At 69.5% G+C, this 23,515-nt stretch carries 16 protein-coding genes and 2 rRNA genes; 13 read left to right on the forward strand and 5 right to left on the reverse strand.

All coding sequences use genetic code 11. The features are described from left to right. The first annotated feature begins 14 nt into the window (after positions 1 to 14). Genes DXZ73_RS24520 through DXZ73_RS24530 form a run of 3 tightly spaced genes read left to right on the forward strand, consistent with a single transcriptional unit; the run spans position 15 to position 2,840 of the window. Complete coding sequence (locus DXZ73_RS24520; protein ID WP_240351474.1) at positions 15 to 1,673, forward strand: sensor histidine kinase; 1,659 nt, start codon at positions 15 to 17, stop codon at positions 1,671 to 1,673. A 41-nt stretch (positions 1,674 to 1,714) separates the two neighbouring features. Further along, positions 1,715 to 2,338 carry a response regulator transcription factor gene (locus DXZ73_RS24525; RefSeq protein ID WP_116215822.1) on the forward strand — a complete coding sequence of 208 codons (624 nt, stop codon included), beginning with the start codon at positions 1,715 to 1,717 and terminating at the stop codon, positions 2,336 to 2,338. Between the two features lie 19 nt (positions 2,339 to 2,357). Then, positions 2,358 to 2,840 (forward strand): pyridoxamine 5'-phosphate oxidase family protein, encoded by a 483-nt coding sequence (locus DXZ73_RS24530; protein WP_240351475.1) that lies wholly within the window; start codon positions 2,358 to 2,360, stop codon positions 2,838 to 2,840. A 7-nt stretch (positions 2,841 to 2,847) separates the two neighbouring features. On the opposite strand, the gene DXZ73_RS24535 is transcribed toward DXZ73_RS24530, so the two are convergent. Then, positions 2,848 to 3,429 carry a phosphatase PAP2 family protein gene (locus tag DXZ73_RS24535; protein WP_240351476.1) on the reverse strand — a complete coding sequence of 194 codons (582 nt, stop codon included), beginning with the start codon at positions 3,427 to 3,429 and terminating at the stop codon, positions 2,848 to 2,850. Positions 3,430 to 3,614: 185 nt separating this feature from the next. On the opposite strand from DXZ73_RS24535, the gene DXZ73_RS24540 reads away from it, so the two are divergent. Continuing rightward, entirely contained in the window at positions 3,615 to 4,445 is an 831-nt protein-coding gene (locus DXZ73_RS24540) for a hypothetical protein (protein ID WP_116213223.1), read from the forward strand. Between the two features lie 190 nt (positions 4,446 to 4,635). Here the strand turns inward: DXZ73_RS24540 and disA are convergent, their stop codons facing one another. Continuing rightward, positions 4,636 to 5,760, reverse strand: a complete 1,125-nt coding sequence (disA, locus tag DXZ73_RS24545; protein ID WP_116213224.1) for a DNA integrity scanning diadenylate cyclase DisA — start codon at positions 5,758 to 5,760, stop codon at positions 4,636 to 4,638. 129 nt (positions 5,761 to 5,889) lie between these two features. Beyond that, complete coding sequence (radA, locus tag DXZ73_RS24550) at positions 5,890 to 7,323, reverse strand: DNA repair protein RadA (RefSeq protein ID WP_116213225.1); 1,434 nt, start codon at positions 7,321 to 7,323, stop codon at positions 5,890 to 5,892. Between the two features lie 170 nt (positions 7,324 to 7,493). Here radA and DXZ73_RS24555 point away from each other — a divergent pair, with 170 nt between their 5' ends. Beyond that, a complete protein-coding gene (locus DXZ73_RS24555) occupies positions 7,494 to 9,092 on the forward strand; it encodes a BACON domain-containing protein (protein WP_425315859.1) in 1,599 nt (532 codons plus the stop codon). 147 nt (positions 9,093 to 9,239) lie between these two features. On the opposite strand, the gene DXZ73_RS24560 is transcribed toward DXZ73_RS24555, so the two are convergent. Further along, positions 9,240 to 10,088, reverse strand: coding sequence for a hypothetical protein (locus DXZ73_RS24560; protein ID WP_425315860.1), 849 nt, complete (start codon positions 10,086 to 10,088; stop codon positions 9,240 to 9,242). A 45-nt stretch (positions 10,089 to 10,133) separates the two neighbouring features. On the opposite strand from DXZ73_RS24560, the gene DXZ73_RS24565 reads away from it, so the two are divergent. The 4 genes from DXZ73_RS24565 to ilvD all read left to right on the forward strand — a co-directional run bounded on the left by DXZ73_RS24565 (position 10,134) and on the right by ilvD (position 14,624). Next, complete coding sequence (locus DXZ73_RS24565; RefSeq protein ID WP_116213226.1) at positions 10,134 to 11,066, forward strand: Ppx/GppA phosphatase family protein; 933 nt, start codon at positions 10,134 to 10,136, stop codon at positions 11,064 to 11,066. Positions 11,067 to 11,165: 99 nt separating this feature from the next. Further along, on the forward strand, positions 11,166 to 11,990 hold the full coding sequence (locus DXZ73_RS24570) for a sugar phosphate isomerase/epimerase family protein (RefSeq protein ID WP_116213227.1): 825 nt from the start codon (positions 11,166 to 11,168) through the stop codon (positions 11,988 to 11,990). Then, positions 11,987 to 12,619, forward strand: coding sequence for a TetR family transcriptional regulator (locus tag DXZ73_RS24575; RefSeq protein WP_116213228.1), 633 nt, complete (start codon positions 11,987 to 11,989; stop codon positions 12,617 to 12,619). The genes DXZ73_RS24570 and DXZ73_RS24575 overlap by 4 nt, the downstream gene beginning before the upstream one ends. Before the next feature lie 154 nt (positions 12,620 to 12,773). Then, positions 12,774 to 14,624 (forward strand): dihydroxy-acid dehydratase, encoded by a 1,851-nt coding sequence (gene ilvD / locus DXZ73_RS24580; RefSeq protein WP_116213229.1) that lies wholly within the window; start codon positions 12,774 to 12,776, stop codon positions 14,622 to 14,624. A 115-nt stretch (positions 14,625 to 14,739) separates the two neighbouring features. On the opposite strand, the gene DXZ73_RS24585 is transcribed toward ilvD, so the two are convergent. Then, positions 14,740 to 16,983, reverse strand: a complete 2,244-nt coding sequence (locus DXZ73_RS24585; RefSeq protein ID WP_116213230.1) for a PQQ-binding-like beta-propeller repeat protein — start codon at positions 16,981 to 16,983, stop codon at positions 14,740 to 14,742. A 147-nt stretch (positions 16,984 to 17,130) separates the two neighbouring features. On the opposite strand from DXZ73_RS24585, the gene DXZ73_RS24590 reads away from it, so the two are divergent. The 4 genes from DXZ73_RS24590 (at position 17,131) to DXZ73_RS24615 (ending at position 23,488) form a co-directional block, all read left to right on the forward strand. After that, a complete protein-coding gene (locus DXZ73_RS24590) occupies positions 17,131 to 17,466 on the forward strand; it encodes an SH3 domain-containing protein (RefSeq protein ID WP_116213231.1) in 336 nt (111 codons plus the stop codon). A 41-nt stretch (positions 17,467 to 17,507) separates the two neighbouring features. Beyond that, complete coding sequence (locus DXZ73_RS24595) at positions 17,508 to 17,990, forward strand: hypothetical protein (RefSeq protein WP_116213232.1); 483 nt, start codon at positions 17,508 to 17,510, stop codon at positions 17,988 to 17,990. Positions 17,991 to 18,557: 567 nt separating this feature from the next. Further along, a 16S ribosomal RNA gene (locus DXZ73_RS24605) occupies positions 18,558 to 20,081 on the forward strand. A gap of 282 nt (positions 20,082 to 20,363) precedes the next feature. After that, positions 20,364 to 23,488, forward strand: a 23S ribosomal RNA gene (locus DXZ73_RS24615). Together the 16S and 23S rRNA genes form the textbook arrangement of a ribosomal RNA operon. The last annotated feature ends 27 nt before the right edge of the window (positions 23,489 to 23,515 follow it).

Below are 23,515 nucleotides of genomic sequence, written 5' to 3' on the forward strand. Positions count from 1 at the left end.
GGTACGTTCGAGCGGTGAGCCGTAGACCCGCCCTGACCACGGTGCTTCCGGACACCCTGCTCTGGGTGGCGCTGGCCGCGCCCGGCTTCGCCGCGGCCTGGCTGGGGCTGAACACGCCGCGGCCCTGGTGGCAGTCGGCGGGCGGCGCCGCCGTCCTCGCCGTCGCCGTCGTGGCGTCCCGTACGCGTCCGGTGCTCGGGGTGCTGCTGGCCGCGGGCCTGGGCCTGGCGACCTCGCCGTCGCTCTTCACGCTCTCGTACGGACCCGCGCTCGCCGCCCTCGCCTTCCTGCTCGGCCGCCGCTCGGCCGGGGCCCGCCCGGCGCTTTACGCGTTCGCGGCGACCGCCGCGGCGGGCACACTGCTGGTCGTGGGACGGGGCTTCGACCCCGTCATCGAATGGCTGGTCCTGACCGGCACGCTGCTGTTCGGGGCGGTCTTCCCCTGGCTGATCGGCCGCTACCGCCGCCAGGACCGCGAGCTGGTCGCCGCCGGGTGGAGCCGCGCGGCACAGCTGGAGCGCGAGCAGGTGATCGTCGCCGACCGCGCCCGGCTGCGCGAGCGCGCCCGCATCGCCCAGGACATGCACGACTCCCTGGGCCACGAGCTGAGCCTGATCGCGCTGCGGGCGGGCGCCCTCCAGGTGGCGCCCGGCCTCGACGCGGAACAGCGCGCGGCCGCCGCGGACCTGCGCGGGGCGGCGGCGGACGCCACCGACCGCCTCCGCGACATCATCGGCATCCTCCGCGACCCCACGACGACCCAAGCGGCACCGGTGCCCCCGCTGACCCCGGCGGACGAAACCATTCCGGCCCTGGTGCAGCGGGCGGCGGCCTCGGGGATGAGCGTGCGTCTGCGCCCCGCGCGCGGGGCGGACGGCCCCGCCGTCCCCGTCATGGTCGAGCGTGCCGCCCACCGCGTCGTACAGGAAGCCCTCACGAACGCCGCCAAGCACGCCCCCGGCGCGGACGTCACCGTGACCGTCGAGCACGGCGTGGACGAGACGGCCGTGACCGTCGTCAACGGACCGCCACCCGCCGCGCACCCCTCCGCCTCCGGCGGCTCCGGCACCGGACTGCTCGGGCTGCGCGAACGCGCCGCGCTGGCCGGCGGCACCTTCTCCGCGGGCCCGCACGACGGCGGCTTCCGCGTCTCGGCACGCCTGCCCCACACGCCTCCCGCGCCCGCCGGGGAACCGGAAGCGCGGAACACCGGCGAGGCCGAGGCCCTCACCGCCGCCTCGGCGGCCGGGGACCTCGACGCGTTCGCCCGCGCGCGACGCGTGTCACGGCGGCGCATCGTCGTGCCGTTCGCCGTCGTCGGAGGCTGCGCCGCCGTCTTCGTCACGGCCGCCTTCGGGTGGTACGCCTACATCAAGGCGCACTCCGTGCTGAAGCCCGCCGACTACGCCGCGCTGCGCGTCGGCGCGCCGTACGAGGCGGTCGCGCCCGTACTGCCCGACCGGCGTGTCGCCGACCCGCCGGTCAGACGGACCGTCGCGCCGCCGCCCGCCGGGGCACAGTGCCGCTACTACCGGGCCAGCGGCGAGCTCTTCGTCAGCGTCGACCACTTCCGGCTCTGCTTCCAGGACGGCCGGCTGGTGGCGAAGAGCCGCATCCCGCGGGTCGGCACGGCCGAGGTCGTGGAACAGGAGGAGAAGGAGTGGGTGCGGTGACAGGAGCGGCCATCAGGGTTCTGATCGCGGACGACGAGGCGATGATCCGGGCGGGCGTACGGGCCATCCTCGGCGCGGACCCCGGCATCGAGGTGGTCGCCGAGGCGGCGGACGGCCGGGAGGCGGTGGAGGCGGCACAGGCGCACCGCCCCGACGTCGCGCTGCTGGACATCCGGATGCCCCGGCTGGACGGCCTCGCCGCGTGCGAGGAGATCCGCCGCACCACACCGGGCACGGCCGTCGCCATCCTCACCACCTTCTCCGAGGACGCCTATATCTCCCGCGCCCTCGGCGGCGGGGCCACCGGCTTCCTCCTCAAGTCCGGCGACCCGTACGAGCTGATGGCCGGCGTGCGCGCGGTGGCCGACGGCGGTGCCTATCTCTCCCCCAAGGTCGCCCGGCACGTCATCGCCGAGCTGGGCGGCGAGCGGATGACGCGCGGCACCGCCGCGCGCGCCCGCACCGCCGGGCTGACGGCCCGCGAGCGAGAGGTGCTCGCCCTGCTGGGGGAGGGGCTCTCCAACGCCGGGATCGCTCGGCGGCTGCACCTCGTGGAGGGCACGGTCAAGGGCTATGTGAGCGCGGTCCTGGACCGGCTGGAGGTCGGCAACCGGGTGCAGGCCGCGATCATCGCGTACGAGGCCGGACTGGTCACCGGCGACTGACCGGGGTGGAATGGGGATCATGAGCGAGACGGAGCAACGGCCCCCGGGCGAGATCAGGGCGGCCCTCGACGCGCACACGACCATGACCCTGGCCTACGCCGACGAGGACGGCCCACAGGCGTGCGCCGTCCTCTACGCGAGAGGGGAGACCGCCGACGGCGGCCCCGCCCTCCTCTTCGTCACCTCGGTCACCACCCGCCATGGACGCGCCCTCCTCGACGGGGGGCCCGTCGCCTTCACCGTGCAGCGTGACGGCCAGGTGTGGACCGCCCTGACGGGCATTCAAGGCCGGGGCGTGTGCCGCCGCCTGGAGGGCACGGACCGTGAGGCGGGGTGGCGTGCGTACGGCACGCGCCACCCCTACGTGGACCGGAACGAGAAGCTCCGGCAGGCGATGGAGCGCACCGATCTGTGGGAGCTGCGCCCCGAATGGCTGCGGCTTGTCGACAACGGCCAGGGCTTCGGTCACAAGACGGAGTGGACTCACCACCCCATCGTGTGAACTGCCGTCACGCCTTGACGAGTACGCTCCACCGGCCACCGCTCCACCGCTCCACCAGCCGGGTGCCGGGGCGTACGAGCAGCCGGGCGGCCAGCAGCGCGACGATGGCCCCGAGCAGCAGGCCCACGGCCACGTCGTGCGGGTAGTGCACGCCGAGGAAGACACGGGAGAACGCCACCAGCAGCGCCATGGGCACCACCAGCCACGCCGCGACCGGGCGCGCCAGGACGATTCCGGTCGCGAGGGCGGCGGCCAGCGTGGCGTGGTTGCTGGGGAACGAGTAATCGGTCGGCGCCGGGCACGCGGCGATCGAGGTGACCGCGTGCGCCACCGCCCGGCACGGCCGCACCTCGTCGACCAGGGCCTTCACGATCTCGCTGATCACGTACGCCACGGCCGTGCCGACCGGCACCAGGAGCGTGAGCGCGACCTCGCGCGCGCCGCGCCGCCGGGCCAGCCACCAGACCACGACGGCCACGGCCATCAGCAGCAACAGTCCGGCCTGGGTGCCGACTTCCGCGAGGGTGTGCACCCAGCCCGGTGTGGAGTGCGCGTAATCGGTGATGTCACGGTAGAGATCGTCGTCCATGATCAATGGAGCGTACGGAATGTCACCCCCGCACCACATCGGGCGATCGGCATGCGGCGCGTCTGACTTTCGTCAGGTATCGACAACGGGAATGCCCTCGTCACGCGGGCAGATGATGGGAAAAGTAAGCACCCACCCGGCGGGTATTGGCTGGTGCCCTGCCCGATCTCTCGTAGAGTCTTCGCGTGGGATCACTGCGCAATCCGATCGGGCCGCTTCCCTCCTCCATCTATTGGCGGCGGAGGGCAGTTGCGCTTGGCCTGCTCGGCCTTCTCGTACTGCTGGGGTTGTGGATGCTCACCCTCGGGGGTGACGGGGGCTCCGGCAAGGACCAGAGCAAGGGCTCCTCGGACGGAAAGGGCCCGTCGGACACGACCATCACGCCCGGCCCGGTTCCGTCGGGCACGTATTACAGCCAACGGCCCGGCGGCCGGGGCGACTCGGGCACGGGCGGCAGCGGTGGCGTCGCGAACGACCACGGCGACGTCAGCGGCTCCGGGGGCTCCGGCGGTGGCACGGGCGGCTCCGGAGCCGGCGGCTCCGGGGGCTCCGGTGGCGGCAACGGCGCCCTGGGCACCGGAGACGGCAAGGCCGTCCCGGCGAACTCCTCGCTGCCCGACTGCACGTCAGGATCCGTGCGCCTGGCGGTGCGCAGCGTCAAGGACTCCTACGGTCCCGACGAGAAGCCGAAGTTCGAGATCGTGGTGAAGAACTCCGGTAGCAAGGCGTGCAAGGTCGACTTCGGATCGGCGGCGGCCACGCTCACCATCACTGCCACCGGCGGCGACGACCACATCTGGTCCTCCGGTGACTGCCCGCGCGGCAAGGGCCCCGTGCTGATCGAACTCCCCGGCTCGGGCGAGACGAAGCGGACGCTGGAGTGGAACCGTGAGCGCAGCGCCCCGCAGTGCGGGACGCCGTCCGGCGGTGGTGCCGTGGGTGACGGCACGTATCGCGTGGAGGTCAAGATCGCGGGCGTGACCGAAAAGTACGAGTTCACCCTGAACAAGGGCTGATCTCCGGGGCTTCGCCCCTGGCGGGTGTCTCTGGACGGGCTGGATGTGCGGGCTGCGGTCCGCGAAATTCAGCCCGTTGGGGGCACCTCCCAGCGGTAGCTGGGGGAGATTGAGGACGCGGCCGCAGGCCGCTCCCGCCGCAGGCGGCAACGGCGGGACAGTCGGGCCCCGAGGAACCACTCCGACGTCGTCAGACGTACCGTTCCAGGATCGACGACTCCGCCAGGCGCGAGAGCCCCTCGCGCACCGAGCGGGCGCGGGCCTCGCCCACGCCGTCGACGGTCTGCAGGTCGTCGACGCTCGCGGCGAGCAGCTTCTGGAGCCCGCCGAAGTGGTCGACCAGCCGCTCGATGATCGCCCCAGGCAGCCTCGGCACCTTCGCCAGCAGGCGGTAGCCGCGCGGGGAGACCGCCGAGTCCAGCGTCTCGGGCGAGCCGCTGTAGCCCAGCGCACGGGCCACGATGGGCAGTTCGAGCAGCTCGGCGTGGGTGAGGGAGTCCAGCTCGGACAGCGCCTCGGGGACCGTACGCGTGCGCTTGGCGGTCGGCTCCGGGACGTAGTCCCGCACGACCAGGTCGCGCTCGGGCTCGACACCGGCGATCAACTCGTCCAGCTGGAGCGAGAGAAGACGGCCGTCGGTGCCCAGCTCGACCACGTACTCCGCGATCTCCGTGGCGATCCGGCGGACCATCTCCAGCCGCTGGGAGACCGCGGTGACGTCCCGGACGGTCACCAGGTCCTCGATCTCCAGGGCGGAGAGCGTGCCGGCGACCTCGTCCAGACGGAGCTTGTAGCGCTCCAGGGTTGCCAGCGCCTGGTTGGCGCGGGAGAGGATCGCGCCGGACTCCTCCAGCACGCGCCGCTCCCCGCCCACGTACAGCGCGATCAGCCGCATGGACTGGCTGACCGAGACCACGGGGAAGCCGCACTGGATGGAGACGCGCTGCGCGGTGCGGTGGCGGGTGCCGGTCTCCTCGGTGGGGATGGAGGCGTCCGGCAGGAGCTGGACGCCCGCCCGCACGATCTTGGTGATGTCCTTGTCGAGGATCAGCGCGCCGTCCAGCTTGCAGAGCTCGCGCAGCCGGGTGGCCGTGAACTCCACATCGAGGACGAAACCGCCCGTGCACATCGACTCGACGGTCTTGTCCATGCCCAGGACGATCAGGCCGCCGGTGTTGCCGCGAAGAATGCGCTCAAGGCCGTCGCGCAAGGCCGTGCCGGGCGCGACGGCGCTCAGCGAGGCGCGCATCAGACCGTCGGCACCGGAGGATCCCCCGGCCTTGCCGGGGCCCGATGCCCGGTCGTTGGCTGCCACTGCACTCCTCCGGTCGCAAGGTCAACGGTGCCGCAGGCCGCCCTGCCGTCCGTACGTACGGGCGAGACCAGGGCAAAGTCTACTGGCGTATTCCGGCGCCCAGCCTATTAAAGAGGCCTCTCCTCCGGTTCAGACAGGGCTCTCTTCCGACGAGGCGTCCGCCCCGGCTTTGCGCCGGTTCTCCCGGGGTACCCGCTTGGGCAGCACTCGAAGCGCCTCGCCTATGTCCGCGACCTCCAGCACCCGCATCCCGCTCGGGATCTTTCCGGGGTCGCCCGGCACCAGCGCGTGCGTGAATCCCAGCCGGTACGCCTCCGCCAGCCGCCGCTGCACCCCCGTGACGCGACGGACCTCGCCCGCCAGCCCCACCTCGCCGATGGCCACCAGGTTCTTCGGCAGCGGGGTGTCACTGGCCGCGCTGGCCAGCGCGAGCGCGACGGCGAGGTCGGCTGCCGGCTCGGAGAGCTTCACCCCGCCCACCGTGGCGCTGTAGATGTCCCGCTTGCCGAGGGCGCTGATGCGCCCGCGCTGCTCCAGCACGGCCAGCATCATCGACACCCGCGAGGTCTCCAGACCGGACGTCGTGCGGCGGGGCGAGGGGATCTGCGAGTCGACCGTCAGCGCCTGGACCTCGGCGACCAGGGGACGGCGGCCCTCCAGCGTCACCGTCAGACACGTGCCCGGCACGGGCTCGGCGCGCCGGGTCAGGAACAGCCCACTGGGGTCCGCGAGGCCGGTGATGCCCTCGTCGTGCAGCTCGAAGCAGCCGACCTCGTCCGTCGCGCCGTAGCGGTTCTTCACCCCGCGCACCAGGCGCAGCCGGGCGTGCCGGTCGCCCTCGAAGCTCAGCACCACGTCCACCAGGTGCTCCAGCAGCCGGGGCCCGGCGATCGCGCCGTCCTTGGTGACGTGGCCGACCAGCAGCGTGGACATACCGCGCTCCTTCGACGCGCGGATCAGCGCGCCCGCCACCTCGCGCACCTGCGCCATGCCGCCCGGCGCGCCGTCGATCTCCGGCGAGGCCACCGTCTGGACGGAGTCCATGATCAGGAGCGAGGGCTTCACGGTGTCGAGGTGCCCGAGGACGGCGGACAGATCGGTCTCGGCGGCGAGATAGAGATGGTCGGAGAGGGCGCCGATCCGGTCGGCGCGCAGCCGGACCTGGCTCGCGGACTCCTCACCGGTCACATAGAGGGTGCGGTGCTGCTCGGAGGCGGCCTTGGCCGCCACATCCAGCAGGAGGGTCGACTTGCCGACACCCGGCTCGCCCGCGAGCAGCACGACGGCACCGGGCACGAGGCCGCCGCCGAGAACGCGGTCCAGCTCGTCGACGCCCGTGCTCCGGGCGGTGGCCTGGCGGCCGTCCACCTGTGCGATCGGCAGCGCGGCCGAGGTGACCCGGCCGGGCGCGGTCGTCCGCACCGCGGGCACGCCGAGCTCCTCCACGGTGCCCCATGCCTGGCACTCGGGGCAGCGGCCGAGCCACTTGGCGGTGGTCCAGCCGCATTCCTTGCATTTGTAGGAGGGGCGGTCCTTGGCGGATCGAGCGGTGCGGGTGGCCATGTGGGTCACCGTATCGGTGGGCACTGACATCCGGGGTGCGGGTCCGTTGCCGCCCGCAGGGCGCCCCGCGACAGCGCAGCGTCCCCTTTTGAGGGAGAAGCTCACCCGAATGGGTTAATCCTGTGCCGGCAGCGAGGACGAGGGCCCGCCACGCGCCTACCGTCGCCGGGATGATGACCAGGAGGCCCGAGCACCCCACGCACGCCACCGGCGCGCACCGCGCAGGCCGCGGAGCGCCGCGCGCGGCCCGTACGGACCAGGAAACGCTCGTTCAGCGGCCGCCTCTTCAGTACGACCCCCACCTCGACGGCCTGTTCACGTACTGCCTGTCCGTGCTGTGCGAGCACGACAGCGCGACCGCCGCGCTCGGCGAGGTCCTCGCGATCGCCGAGCGGCGCGCCGACCGCGCCCCCGCCGGCGACGACGTGCGCCGCTCCTGGCTCTACGCCCTCGCCCGCTGGGCCTGTCTGCGCCGGCTCGCCGAACCGGGCACCGCGTCCGGGGAGCCCGCCGAGCACCGCCGTACGGAGCTCGCCCTGCTCGCCTGGCCCGAGGCCGCCGGGACCACCGCCGAGCAGCGGGAAGCGCTCGAACTGGCCGTCCGCCACGGCCTCTCCGCGCACGAGGTCGCGGCCGTGCTCCGCCTGGAGGCCGACGCGGCGCGCGCCCTGTTGTCCAGCGCCGCCTGCGAGGTCGAGCGCACCCGGACCGCGCTGGCCGTCGTCGAGTCGGGCCGCTGCCCGGTCGTGGCACGGTTCGCGGGCGACACCCGGGTGCTGCTGGGCACCGCCCTGCGGCGCGAACTGGTCCGGCACGTCGACGACTGCGCCGACTGCCGCCGCACCGCCGAGCGGGCCACCGCGGGCGAACCCTGGCCCGGCACCTCCGCCTCATCGGCCGCGCTGCCCGTCATCGAGGCCCCACGGGCCGCGGCGCACACCGCCATGCTGGCCGCCGTGAGCGCGCGTGCGCAGCGGGGGTCCGCGCACCTCACCCCGCGCTTCGACCGCCGAGGCTTTCCCGTGGACCCCAAGGACCGGGTGGCGCGCCGCAGCCGACTCCGCAGCCGCGCCATCACGACCACGGTCGTCGCCACCGTCGTCGCCGCCCCCGTGCTCGCCCTGTGGGCCGCCTACCGCGGCGCGCCGTCGACAGGGGAGGGGCAGAGCCCCACGTCCGTCACCGCCGAGGAGGCCGGCGGCCCGGCCGAATATCCGCGCGGGGAGGCCGACGACGCGGCCCACAAGCGGATCGGCTCGCGCTCGGCGGCGGGAAACCGCCCGCCCGGAGTCTCGGTCTCGGTGATCGGGCCGGACGGCAGACCCGTGCCCGTACCCGAGGAACAGCTCGGCGGGGTGCCGCCCTCGCCCACCGGCAGCGCCGTACCCCTGCTGGGGCCGCCGTCCGCGCCCGCGCCCGGTCCCGGACGGCTGACCATCGCCGCGCGGCCGAGCGGCAACGCCACCCTCATCACCCTCACGGCGAGCGGCGGGGAACCGGTCGTCTGGTCGATGAGCACCGACGCGCCCTGGCTGCGGCTGAGCCGCACCGGCGGGGTCCTGCAGCCGGGCCAGTCCATCACCGTCGTCGTCGAGATCGACACGGCGAACGAACCGGCCGGGCACTGGAGTGCGCGGGTGGCCGTGGCGCCCGGCGGCTCGGTGGTGACGATCGAGGGCCAGGGTCCGGCGCCGATACCGACGCCTCGGCCGACGCCGCCGGCGACCACCCCACAGCCGACGCCTGCTCCACCCACCCCGGCGGGCTGAGGCCGGCCAAAACCAGCCCGGCCGGCGTTTGAGGCCGCCCGCCGCAGGCGCGAACCGGCCCGCACCCGATGAACGACCGTCAGCCCCTGTCCGCCGGGTGCGGAGCCAAAGGCAGGCGCGAACCGGCCCGCACCCGATGAACGACCGTCAGCCCCTGTCCGCCGGGTGCGGAGCCAAAGGCAGGAGCGAGGCCAACCGCTCCTCGCAGAGTTCCACCAGCCGCGCGTACGCCTTCTTGCCCATCAGTTCCTTCAGCTCCGGCGCGTACGTCACGTACACCGGGTCACCCGCGCCGTGCGCGGACGTCGCGGACGTGCACCACCAGTGCAGGTCGTGGCCGCCGGGGCCCCAGCCGCGGCGGTCGTACTCACCGATCGAGACCTGGAGCACCCGCGTGTCGTCCGGCCGGTCGATCCAGTCGTACGTGCGCCGCACCGGCAGCTGCCAGCAGACGTCCGGCTTGGTCTCCAGCGGCTCGCGGCCCTCCTTGAGCGCCAGGATGTGCAGCGAGCAGCCGGCGCCGCCCGCGAAGCCCGGCCGGTTCTGGAAGATGCACGAGCCCTCCCAGCGGCGCGTCTGCCGGTCGCCGTCCTCGTCGACCTGGGTCCAGCCGGTCGACGTGCCCGCCTCGTGGAACTGCCACATCTCCGGCGTCAGCCGCGCCACGTGCCCGGCGACCCGCTGCTCGTCCTCCTCGTCCGAGAAGTGCGCCCCCAGCGTGCAGCAGCCGTCGTCGGCGCGCCCGGCCTGGATGCCCTGGCAGCCGCTGCCGAAGATGCAGCTCCACCGGGAGGTGAGCCAGGTCAGGTCGCAGCGGAAGACCTGTTCGTCGTCGGCCGGATCGGGGAATTCGACCCAGGCGCGGGCAAAGTCGAGCCCGACCTCGTCGGAGACCTTCGCGGAGGGCTTGGAGCCCTTCTTCGAGGCCTTGTCCTGGGAGATCTTGGCTGCCTTGTCGAGGGGTTTGTCAGGCTTCGCCTTCTTCGTCTTTGCCACCCCTCAAGACTATGCGCACCGGCCGACCGCAGTAGCGTTCAGGCCATGAGACTCGGTGTCCTCGATGTGGGTTCGAATACGGTCCATCTGCTGGTGGTGGACGCGCATCCGGGCGCCCGCCCCCTGCCCGCGCACTCCCACAAGGCCGAGCTGCGCCTCGCGGAGCTCCTCGACGACGAGGGGGCGATCAGCGAGGCCGGGATCGACCGGCTCGTCGCCGTCGTCCAGGAGGCCCTGGAAGCCGCCGAGGACAAGGGCGTGGAAGAGGTGCTCCCGTTCGCCACCTCCGCGGTGCGCGAGGCGGCCAACGCCGACACCGTGCTCGCCCGCGTCCAGAAGGAGACCGGGATCACCCTGCCCGTCCTCACCGGCGACGAGGAGGCGCGGCTGACCTTCCTGGCCGCCCGCCGCTGGTTCGGCTGGTCGGCCGGAAAGCTCCTCGTCCTCGACATCGGCGGCGGCTCCCTGGAGATCGGCTACGGCATGGACGAGGAGCCCGACGCGGCCGCCTCCCTGCCGCTGGGCGCGGGCCGGCTGACCAAGGCGTGGCTGCCCGGAGACTCTCCCGACCCCACCGACGTACGGGCCCTTCGGCGGCACGTACGGGCGCAGATCGCGCGCATCGTCGGGGACTTCGCCCGGCACGGCACCCCGGACCACACCGTCGGCACCTCCAAGACCTTCAAACAGCTCGCCCGGATCGCCGGGGCCGCCCGCTCCACCGACGGCCTCTACGTCCAGCGCGCGCTCACCCGGCGGTCCCTGGAGGAGTGGGTGCCCAAGCTCGCCGGCATGACCTCCGCGGAGCGCGCCCGGCTGCCCGGGGTGTCGGAGGGCCGCGCGTCCCAACTCGTCGCCGGCGCGCTCGTCGCCGAGGCGGCCATGGACCTCTTCGGCGTCGAGGAGCTGGAGATCTGTCCCTGGGCGCTGCGGGAGGGCGTCATCCTCCGGAGGCTGGATCACCTGCCGACTTCGTGACGCGCGGGACGCGAACGGCCCACCGCGCGGCCCGCGACCGGTGCGCCGCACGGGCACCTCCATGCCCGCGGTCCGGGACACGGTCGTACGCTGTCCCTCGTGACAGAGCCTGTGGTGCGCATCCCGGATGCGAAGGTCGCGCTGTCCACGGCCTCGGTCTACCCGGAGTCGACGGCGACGGCCTTCGAGATCGCCGCGCGCCTGGGCTACGACGGCGTCGAGGTCATGGTGTGGACCGACCCGGTCAGCCAGGACATCGAGGCGCTCCGCCGGCTGTCCGACTACCACCAGGTGCCCATCCTGGCCGTCCACGCGCCCTGTCTGCTGATCACCCAGCGCGTCTGGTCGACCGACCCCTGGGTCAAGCTCCAGCGGGCCCGCGCGGCCGCCGAGAAGCTGGGCGCCACGACCGTGGTCGTCCACCCGCCGTTCCGCTGGCAGCGCGGCTACGCACGGGACTTCGTCCAGGGGATCTGGCGGATGGCCGACGAGACGGACGTCCGCTTCGCCGTCGAGAACATGTACCCCTGGCGCTACCGCGACCGCGAGATGCTCGCCTACGCCCCGGACTGGGACGTCACCAAGGACGACTACCGCCACTTCACCGTCGACCTCTCGCACACCGCCACCGCCCGGACCGACGCCATCCACATGATCGACCGGATGGGCGACCGGCTGGCGCACATCCACCTCGCCGACGGCAACGGCTCCGCCAAGGACGAACACCTCGTCCCGGGCCGCGGCAAGCAGCCCTGCGCCGAGCTGCTGGAGCGCCTCGCGACCACCGGCTTCGACGGCCACGTGGTGATCGAGGTCAACACCCGCCGCGCCATGTCCGCCGCCGAGCGCGAGGCCGACCTCGCCGAGGCCCTGGCCTTCACCCGGCTGCACCTCGCCTCCCCGACGGGCGTGGCCCGCCCGTGAGCGTCCCCCGTACGGGCGACGAAGCCCCCAAGAAACGCGGCAGACCCGCCCGCACGGACCTCGGCGGCGGCCCCGGCGCCCGCGAGCGCATCCTCACGGCGGCCCGCGCCGAATTCGCCGAGCGCGGCTACGACAAGGCGTCCATCCGCGCCATAGCCCGGGGAGCGGGCGTGGACCCCGCCCTCGTCCACCACTACTTCGGGCCCAAGGAACAGATCTTCGCCGCCGCCATCGAGGTGGCCTTCGCGCCCGCGCTCCAGGCGCCCGACGTCGTCCTCAAGGGCGGACTGGACACCGCGGGCGAGCGGATGGCGCGCTTCTTCCTCGGGCTCTGGGAGGACCCCGTCACCCGCGAGCCGCTGCTCGCGATCGTCCGGTCCGCGGTCGCCAACGAGACCGCGGCCGCGGTCTTCCGCGACCTCGTCTCCTCCCGGCTGATGGCCCGCATCGCCGACGAGCTGGACATCGAGGACCCCCGGCTGCGCGCCGAGCTCGCCGCCGCCCACCTGGTCGGTGTCGCCATGCTGCGCCATGTGATCAAGGTCGAGCCGCTGGCGTCGGCGGACATGGAAGAGGTCATCGCCCAGGTGGCACCGGCCATACAGCGCCACCTCTCGGGTACCCCATAACGTCACGCGAGACGCCCGTCTCACATCCCGGAGGCACTGTCCGGATCTTGGATCATCGGCGTAGGCTCGGAAGACGCCGACACCGCGCCGACGCGAAGACGTCGATACGAAGACGTCCGACACCGCGCCGACGCCCTTCGAGGAGTGGAGCAGGATGCCCGAGCTGAGGTCCCGCACCGTCACCCACGGCCGCAACATGGCGGGGGCACGCGCCCTGATGCGCGCATCGGGCGTAGCGAGCGAGGACATCGGCAAGCCGATCATCGCGGTCGCCAACTCCTTCACCGAGTTCGTCCCCGGCCACACCCACCTCGCGCCGGTCGGCCGGATCGTCTCCGAGGCGATCCTGGCGGCGGGCGCGGTGCCCCGCGAGTTCAACACCATCGCCGTCGACGACGGCATCGCGATGGGCCACGCCGGGATGCTCTACTCGCTGCCCTCCCGCGACCTGATCGCCGACTCCGTCGAGTACATGGTCGAGGCGCACTGCGCCGACGCGCTGATCTGCATCTCCAACTGCGACAAGATCACGCCGGGCATGCTGATGGCCGCGCTGCGCCTCGACATCCCCGTCGTCTTCGTCTCCGGCGGCCCGATGGAGGCCGGCCAGGCCACCCTCGTCGACGGCACGGTCCGCAAGCTCGACCTCATCAACGCCATCGTGGACGCGGTCGACGAGAACGTGTCGGACGAGGACGTCCTGCGGATCGAGGAGAACGCCTGCCCGACCTGCGGCTCCTGTTCCGGCATGTTCACCGCGAACTCCATGAACTGCCTCACCGAGGCCATCGGCCTCTCCCTCCCGGGCAACGGCTCCGTCCTCGCCACCCACACCGCCCGCAAGGCGCTGTACGAGAACGCGGCCCGCACGGTCGTCGAGATCACCAAGCGCTACTACGAGCAGGACGACGACTCGGTCCTGCCGCGCAACATCGCCACCCGCGCCGCCTTCGACAACGCCATGGCCCTCGACATCGCCATGGGCGGATCGACCAACACGATCCTCCACCTGCTCGCCGCCGCCCAGGAGGCCGGGCTGGACTACGACCTCAAGGACATCGACGCGGTCTCGCGCCGGGTGCCCTGCCTGGCCAAGGTCGCCCCCAACGTCGCCCCCGGCGGCACGTACTACATGGAGGACGTGCACCGCGCCGGCGGCATCCCCGCGATCCTCGGCGAGCTCTACCGCGCGGGCCTGCTCAATGAGGACGTGCACACCGTCCACTCGCCCTCCATCAAGGACTGGCTGGAGACCTGGGACGTGCGCGGCGGCTCCCCGTCCGCCGAGGCCGTCGAACTCTGGCACGCGGCCCCCGGCTGCGTCCGCTCCGCCACCGCCTTCTCGCAGTCCGAGCGCTGGGACTCCCTGGACACCGACGCGGCGGGCGGCTGCATCCGCGACGCCGCGCACGCCTACTCCAAGGACGGCGGACTGGCCGTCCTCAAGGGCAACCTCGCCGTCGACGGCTGTGTCGTGAAAACGGCGGGCGTCGACGAATCGATCTGGACGTTCGAAGGACCGGCCGTCGTCTGCGAGTCGCAGGAAGAAGCCGTCGACAAGATCCTCCGCAAGGAGATCAAGGAGGGCGACGTCGTCGTCATCCGCTACGAGGGCCCCAGGGGCGGCCCCGGCATGCAGGAGATGCTCTACCCGACGTCCTTCCTCAAGGGCCGCGGCCTCGGCAAGTCCTGCGCCCTGGTCACCGACGGCCGCTTCTCCGGCGGCACCTCCGGCCTCTCCATCGGCCACGCCTCGCCCGAGGCGGCCTCCGGCGGCACGATCGCCCTGGTCGAGGACGGCGACCGGATCCGCATCGACATCCCCGGCCGCTCGATCGAACTCCTCGTCCCCGAAGAGGAACTGACGTCCCGCCGCGAAACCCTCGCCGGCCGCTACGCCCCGAAGTCCCGCGACCGCAAGGTCTCGGCGGCGCTGCGCGCGTACGCGGCGATGGCGACGAGCGCGGACAAGGGAGCGGTGAGAGACGTCAGCCGCTTGGGGTGACCGCTTAAAAGTCAGCCCGTTCGGCGTTTGAGGACCGGGGTCTGGGGCGGAGCCCCAGTTTCGGGAAGGGGCGGGGTGGGGGAAAAGAGAAGCGCCCGGCGCAGCCGGACGATCCTTACCGCCACCCGCCAGGGTTGTGGTCGCTGACCGCGAACACCGTTCCATCCGGCGCCGCCCCGAAAACCTTCCCGTCCGCCGCCACCGGCGCGGGCAACAGATCCAGATACCCCCGCCCGGCCCGCGTCAGCCGCGGCGACGTCTGCCCGAGCAGCGTCCCCCGCCCCGTATCGACGGCCAGCAGTCGCCCGTCCGCCGCAGAGAAATACAGCCTGCCGTCCGTGAGGACGAGCGCCGAAGCGTTGGCCACGGACGTGTCGAGCCGCCAGCGCTGGCCCCCGCCCGGCCCGTCCGGATCGACGCCGACGGCCGTCAGGCCGCCGTCCGAGGACAGCAGATAGACAGCGTCGCCCCGCGCGGCCGCGCTCGTGACGCTCAGCGGCGTGCTCAGGGACACCCGATGCTCACGCTGATCGGCGGGGGAGTAGCGGACGACGGCGGAGACACGGTCGCGGGAGTCGACCGCCGTCAGATAGAGCGCGCCGCGCGGCCCCACGCCCACAGCCGTCAGATCGCCGTCCAGCGTCCGCTGCCACAGCGTCGTCCCGCGCAGCGGATCGAGCGCGAGCAGCTGCGTACGGTGCTGTCCCGCACCGGCCGGGGAGACGGCGTAGACGGGCGCACCGGCGTCGCGCCCGGCCCCTGTGCGGGGATCGGCGTAGGAGCCGGCGTCGGAGTCCGCGAAGGAGGAGAAGACCGGCTTGGCGTTCCCCGGCAGCTTGTGGCTCCAGCGCTCCTTGCCCGAAGCGCCGTCGACGGCCGTGACCGTCCCGTCGTTCGCGACCAGCAGCAGCGTGTCCCCCGCGTGATAGACCCGCCCGCCGTACACCGAGACGTCCCGCGCCCAGCGCTGCTCGCCCTTCGCGGGGTCGAGCGCGGAGAGCCGGTCGCCGTCCGGCGTTATGACGTGGACCAGGCCGCCCGAGACCACGGGCGCGGGCGGGGCCCCCGGCTCCGTCGCCGCGGGGCGGGAGGTGTCGACCGGGTGCCGCCAGACGACCTTGCCGCTCGCGGGGTCGATACGGGCCGCCTGCACACCGGGCGCGGAACAGTAGAGCGCCGTCTCCCCGTACGTACAGAACCCGGCCCGCACCCTGCCGTCCCCCGCCGCGTCCGCCGGGACGGACGCCTCCCACGGCTGCCAGTCGGCGCCCGCCGCCGTCGGCCGCGGCTGCAACGGCCGGGCCGACAAGTCGGACCGGTCCAGCGCCCAGAAGCCGGCCGCCCCCAGCGCGGTGGCCACCACCGCGGCGGCGACGGCCCACAGCACACGCCGGGACCGCCGCGCGGGGGAGCCGGCCGGCGGCGCGACCGGCTGCGGCGCCTCGGGCTGCGGGGGAACGCGTACGTGCGTGGGTACGGCGTCACGCGCCGCGCCGTGATCCGTACCGCCGAAGGAGCCCACCCGCACCGCGTCGGGCACGCTCGGCAGCCGGGACATGATCGCGTCCGGCGTCGGCCGCTCGGCCGGCTCCTTCGCCAGACAGGCGCGGATCAGCGGGACGAGGTCTCCGGGGACCCCGGCGAGATCCGGTTCGTTGTGCACCACCTGGTACGCGACGATGTACGGGCTGTCCGATTCGAACGGCCCCCGTCCCGTCGCCGCGTGCACCAACAGCGACGCCAGAGCGAACACATCCGCCGCCGGACCCACTTCACGCGGCCGCTGGAACTGCTCCGGAGCCATGAAAGGCGGCGTCCCGATCAATTTCCCGGTCTCGGTGCGCAGCTCACTGTCACAGGGGCGGGAAATACCGAAGTCGATGACCTTGGGACCGTCCTCGGCGAGCAGCACATTGCTCGGCTTGAGATCGCGGTGCACCACTCCGGCACGGTGAATGTCGCGCAGCGCCTCGGCGAGTCCCGCGGCCAGCCGCCGCACCTCGTCGGGCGGGAGAGGGCCGTTCCGCTTCACCCGCTCGGAGAGCGTGGGGCCGGGGATGTAGAGGGTCGCCATCCAGGGCCGCTCCGCATCGGGGTCGGCGTCCACGACCGGCGCGGTGAACGCCCCGCTCACCCGCCGCGCGGCCGCGACCTCCTGCCGGAAACGGGCCCTGAACTCCGGGTCCACCGCGTATTCGGCGTGCACCACCTTGACCGCGAGCCGCAGCCCGGACGGGGAGCGGGCCAGGTGGACGACGCCCATGCCGCCGGACCCGAGACGCCCCTCCAGCCGGTACTGACCGGCAGACCCCGGATCCTCCGCTTCCGGGCCCGTCCCGGTCGTGCGCAGCGGCGGCATTCCCCCACCCCCGTGTGTATTCGGCCGCGTACGGCGGCTTCCGGAGCCTAATCGATGGCACCCGGGAACCCCGGGAGGCATGGCCGTGCCTTGCTAGCCTGCGCATGTCATCGAGCAACGCCTCATTACTGCGCGGGGGAGGGCCACATGGCCGACGGCGGGATCAGCGAGAGCAACGACAGCGGCACGCGTGACGAGAGTGCCGGGCTGTCCGTATCGGTGCGGTCCGCGAGCGCGGTCTACTACCCGGTCGCCCCGGGCACCCAGGTCAACGTCCGCCGCGGCCCGAACACCGGCAGCCAGATCGTCCGCGTCCTCCCGGAGGACGCGGAGGTGCAGATCCGCTGCCAGACCCGCGGCGAGACGGTCTCCGGCCCGTACGGCACGACGGACATCTGGGACAGCATCGCGCCGGGCCAGTACGTGTCGGACGCCTATGTGAAGACGGGCAGCAGCGGCTTCGTCGCCGTCCGCTGCTCCTGAGGCACGAGGCCCCGCCGCGGGCCGGTGGCGATAATCGGCACATGAGCGATGAGCACGAGGCGACCGGACCCCGGCCCGAACCGATCCGGTTCTTCGGTACGACATGGATCGACCACGACGGCGGCTACGCGCTGCGCCGGGTCGGCGCGGGCCTGGGCGCGCTCGTCGCGGCGGTGGCCGGCGCCCTGGTGCTCCGCTTCGGCTACGAGGGTCTGACGATCGCCAAGGTCGGCAACCTCGTCAACATCCTGGTGGTCGTCGCCTTCGCCGTGTGCAGCGCGCTCGCTTTCCGCCGCACCTGGGAAGGGTTCAGCCGCCGGCCGGACCCCGCGGGGGACGCGGGTGCCGAGCGCTCGATGCAGAGCATGCTGTTGATCGGCTTCATCGGCTCCCTGCTCGCCTATGCCCTCCGCACCCTCACCGAGGCCCCGGGCGAGAAGCTGCGCCGCAAGGAGTACGAGGAGGCCGTCGCCCGCTACGAACGGCGCCGCACCAGGCCCGGCAAGCGGGGCAAGCGCCGATAGCGGCGAACGGGCCGGAGCACCGGTCCGACTGGTGTAGAGTTCTTCGAGTTGCCACGGCGTCCGCGAGGACGGCGAGGCGGCCACTCACGCCGCACCGGCGGCAATCTCTACTGCATGATCCCTGAACGGGATGGATTTCGGCGTGCCGAATTCCGGACCGGGTTCCGATTAGGAGCCGCCGGGGAAATACGCTAAAGTAGTGATCACGCCGGAAGGCGCGAGAAACCCCGCTCCAACAGGGGGCCGGAAACGGAATTCGGACCGGAAACGGACCGAGAAACGGATCTGGTAAGGTTGGAAACACGAAATACCGAAGGGAAGCGCCCGGAGGAAAGCCCGAGAGGGTGAGTACAAAGGAAGCGTCCGTTCCTTGAGAACTCAACAGCGTGCCAAAAGTCAACGCCAGACTATAAAATACCCCGTCCCTGGCCTTCTGGTCGGGACGCGGTTCCTTTGAAAAAGTCCTTCCTTAGGGAAGGCACACAGCGAGGACGCTGTGCACGGCCGGGCTTATTCCGCCTGGCTGTGCCGCTCAACGCGAGTGTCGCACCCGATTACGGGTAAACATTCACGGAGAGTTTGATCCTGGCTCAGGACGAACGCTGGCGGCGTGCTTAACACATGCAAGTCGAACGATGAAGCCTTTCGGGGTGGATTAGTGGCGAACGGGTGAGTAACACGTGGGCAATCTGCCCTGCACTCTGGGACAAGCCCTGGAAACGGGGTCTAATACCGGATAATACCTGCCGAGGCATCTCGGTGGGTTGAAAGCTCCGGCGGTGCAGGATGAGCCCGCGGCCTATCAGCTTGTTGGTGGGGTGATGGCCTACCAAGGCGACGACGGGTAGCCGGCCTGAGAGGGCGACCGGCCACACTGGGACTGAGACACGGCCCAGACTCCTACGGGAGGCAGCAGTGGGGAATATTGCACAATGGGCGAAAGCCTGATGCAGCGACGCCGCGTGAGGGATGACGGCCTTCGGGTTGTAAACCTCTTTCAGCAGGGAAGAAGCGCAAGTGACGGTACCTGCAGAAGAAGCGCCGGCTAACTACGTGCCAGCAGCCGCGGTAATACGTAGGGCGCAAGCGTTGTCCGGAATTATTGGGCGTAAAGAGCTCGTAGGCGGCTTGTTGCGTCGGATGTGAAAGCCCGGGGCTTAACCCCGGGTCTGCATTCGATACGGGCAGGCTAGAGTTCGGTAGGGGAGATCGGAATTCCTGGTGTAGCGGTGAAATGCGCAGATATCAGGAGGAACACCGGTGGCGAAGGCGGATCTCTGGGCCGATACTGACGCTGAGGAGCGAAAGCGTGGGGAGCGAACAGGATTAGATACCCTGGTAGTCCACGCCGTAAACGTTGGGAACTAGGTGTGGGCGACATTCCACGTCGTCCGTGCCGCAGCTAACGCATTAAGTTCCCCGCCTGGGGAGTACGGCCGCAAGGCTAAAACTCAAAGGAATTGACGGGGGCCCGCACAAGCAGCGGAGCATGTGGCTTAATTCGACGCAACGCGAAGAACCTTACCAAGGCTTGACATACACCGGAAACGGCCAGAGATGGTCGCCCCCTTGTGGTCGGTGTACAGGTGGTGCATGGCTGTCGTCAGCTCGTGTCGTGAGATGTTGGGTTAAGTCCCGCAACGAGCGCAACCCTTGTTCTGTGTTGCCAGCATGCCCTTCGGGGTGATGGGGACTCACAGGAGACTGCCGGGGTCAACTCGGAGGAAGGTGGGGACGACGTCAAGTCATCATGCCCCTTATGTCTTGGGCTGCACACGTGCTACAATGGCCGGTACAATGAGCTGCGATACCGCGAGGTGGAGCGAATCTCAAAAAGCCGGTCTCAGTTCGGATTGGGGTCTGCAACTCGACCCCATGAAGTTGGAGTTGCTAGTAATCGCAGATCAGCATTGCTGCGGTGAATACGTTCCCGGGCCTTGTACACACCGCCCGTCACGTCACGAAAGTCGGTAACACCCGAAGCCGGTGGCCCAACCCTTGTGGAGGGAGCCGTCGAAGGTGGGACTGGCGATTGGGACGAAGTCGTAACAAGGTAGCCGTACCGGAAGGTGCGGCTGGATCACCTCCTTTCTAAGGAGCATATGGCCGACTGCGAGCGAATGACTCGCACGGTTGCTCATGGGTGGAACGTTGACTATTCGGCACGATCGGTTGGTGAGTGTTAGTACTGCTTCGGCGTGGAACACACTTTGTCAACTGGTCGGGCCGGGCACGCTGTTGGGTATCTGAGGGTACGGAACTTAGGTTTCGGACCTTCGCGATGCCGGCCCCAGTGCACTCGGCGCTTTATGCGGCGGGGTGATGGGTGGCTGGTCGTTGCTTGAGAACTGCACAGTGGACGCGAGCATCTGTGGCCAAGTTTTTAAGGGCGCACGGTGGATGCCTTGGCACCAGGAACCGATGAAGGACGTGGGAGGCCGCGATAGGCCCCGGGGAGCTGTCAACCGAGCTTTGATCCGGGGGTGTCCGAATGGGGAAACCCGGCAGTCGTCATGGGCTGTCACCCGCTGCTGAACACATAGGCAGTGTGGAGGGAACGCGGGGAAGTGAAACATCTCAGTACCCGCAGGAAGAGAAAACAACCGTGATTCCGGGAGTAGTGGCGAGCGAAACCGGATGAGGCCAAACCGTATGTGTGTGATACCCGGCAGGGGTTGCGCATGCGGGGTTGTGGGATCTCTTTTTCATGGTCTGCCGGCCATGAGACGAGTCAGAAACCGTATGGATAGGCGAAGGACATGCGAAAGGTCCGGCGTAGAGGGTAAGACCCCCGTAGCTGAAATCTGTACGGCTCGTTTAAGAGACACCCAAGTAGCACGGGGCCCGAGAAATCCCGTGTGAATCTGGCGGGACCACCCGTTAAGCCTAAATATTCCCTGGTGACCGATAGCGGATAGTACCGTGAGGGAATGGTGAAAAGTACCGCGGGAGCGGAGTGAAATAGTACCTGAAACCGTGTGCCTACAAGCCGTGGGAGCGTCGCTGTATGTGCTTGCACATGCAGTCGTGACTGCGTGCCTTTTGAAGAATGAGCCTGCGAGTTTGCGGTGTGTTGCGAGGTTAACCCGTGTGGGGAAGCCGTAGCGAAAGCGAGTCCGAATAGGGCGGTTGAGTAGCGCGCCCAAGACCCGAAGCGGAGTGATCTAGCCATGGGCAGGTTGAAGCGGAGGTAAGACTTCGTGGAGGACCGAACCCACCAGGGTTGAAAACCTGGGGGATGACCTGTGGTTAGGGGTGAAAGGCCAATCAAACTCCGTGATAGCTGGTTCTCCCCGAAATGCATTTAGGTGCAGCGTCGTGTGTTTCTTGCCGGAGGTAGAGCACTGGATAGGCGATGGGCCCTACCGGGTTACTGACCTTAGCCAAACTCCGAATGCCGGTAAGTGAGAGCGCGGCAGTGAGACTGTGGGGGATAAGCTCCATGGTCGAGAGGGAAACAGCCCAGAGCATCGACTAAGGCCCCTAAGCGTACGCTAAGTGGGAAAGGATGTGGAGTCGCAGAGACAACCAGGAGGTTGGCTTAGAAGCAGCCACCCTTGAAAGAGTGCGTAATAGCTCACTGGTCAAGTGATTCCGCGCCGACAATGTAGCGGGGCTCAAGCGTACCGCCGAAGTCGTGTCATTCCAGCGTGAAGGGCCAACGCCCGCTGGGATGGGTAGGGGAGCGTCGTGTGCCGGGTGAAGCAGCCGCGGAAGCGAGTTGTGGACGGTTCACGAGTGAGAATGCAGGCATGAGTAGCGATACACACGTGGGAAACGTGTGCGCCGATTGACTAAGGGTTCCTGGGTCAAGCTGATCTGCCCAGGGTAAGTCGGGACCTAAGGCGAGGCCGACAGGCGTAGTCGATGGACAACCGGTTGATATTCCGGTACCCGCTTTGAAACGCCCAATATCGAATCAGGCGATGCTAAGTCCGTGAAGCCGCCCTGGACCCTTCGGGGAAAGGGGAGTGGTGGAGCCGACGGACCAGACTTGTAGTAGGTAAGCGATGGGGTGACGCAGGAAGGTAGTCCAGCCCGGGCGGTGGTAGTCCCGGGGTAAGGGTGTAGGCCGTGTGGTAGGCAAATCCGTCACACATTAAGGCTGAGACCTGATGCCGAGCCGATTGTGGTGAAGTGGATGATCCTATGCTGTCGAGAAAAGCCTCTAGCGAGTTTCATGGCGGCCCGTACCCTAAACCGACTCAGGTGGTCAGGTAGAGAATACCGAGGCGTTCGGGTGAACTATGGTTAAGGAACTCGGCAAAATGCCCCCGTAACTTCGGGAGAAGGGGGGCCATTTCCGGTGATGGAATTTACTTCCTGAGCTGGGGGTGGCCGCAGAGACCAGCGAGAAGCGACTGTTTACTAAAAACACAGGTCCGTGCGAAGCCGTAAGGCGATGTATACGGACTGACGCCTGCCCGGTGCTGGAACGTTAAGGGGACCGGTTAGCTCCATTTCGGTGGGGCGAAGCTGAGAACTTAAGCGCCAGTAAACGGCGGTGGTAACTATAACCATCCTAAGGTAGCGAAATTCCTTGTCGGGTAAGTTCCGACCTGCACGAATGGCGTAACGACTTCTCGACTGTCTCAACCATAGGCCCGGTGAAATTGCACTACGAGTAAAGATGCTCGTTTCGCGCAGCAGGACGGAAAGACCCCGGGACCTTTACTATAGCTTGATATTGGTGTTCGGTTCGGCTTGTGTAGGATAGGTGGGAGACTGTGAAGCGGGCACGCCAGTGTTCGTGGAGTCGTCGTTGAAATACCACTCTGGTCGTGCTGGATGTCTAACCTGGGTCCGTGATCCGGATCAGGGACAGTGTCTGGTGGGTAGTTTAACTGGGGCGGTTGCCTCCTAAAGAGTAACGGAGGCGCCCAAAGGTTCCCTCAGCCTGGTTGGCAATCAGGTGTTGAGTGTAAGTGCACAAGGGAGCTTGACTGTGAGACCGACGGGTCGAGCAGGGACGAAAGTCGGGACTAGTGATCCGGCGGTGGCTTGTGGAAGCGCCGTCGCTCAACGGATAAAAGGTACCCCGGGGATAACAGGCTGATCTTCCCCAAGAGTCCATATCGACGGGATGGTTTGGCACCTCGATGTCGGCTCGTCGCATCCTGGGGCTGGAGTCGGTCCCAAGGGTTGGGCTGTTCGCCCATTAAAGCGGTACGCGAGCTGGGTTTAGAACGTCGTGAGACAGTTCGGTCCCTATCCGCTGTGCGCGTAGGAATATTGAGAAGGGCTGTCCCTAGTACGAGAGGACCGGGACGGACGAACCTCTGGTGTGCCAGTTGTCCTGCCAAGGGCATGGCTGGTTGGCTACGTTCGGGAGGGATAACCGCTGAAAGCATCTAAGCGGGAAGCCTGCTTCGAGATGAGTATTCCCACCCCCTTTGAGGGGTTAAGGCTCCCAGTAGACGACTGGGTTGATAGGCCAGGTGTGGAAGACCGGTAACGGTTGGAGCTGACTGGTACTAATAGGCCGAGGGCTTGTCCTCAGTTGCTCGCGTCCACTGTGTAGGTTC

The organism is Streptoverticillium olivoreticuli subsp. olivoreticuli (genome assembly GCF_003391135.1).
GTDB lineage: Bacteria > Actinomycetota > Actinomycetes > Streptomycetales > Streptomycetaceae > Streptomyces > Streptomyces blastmyceticus.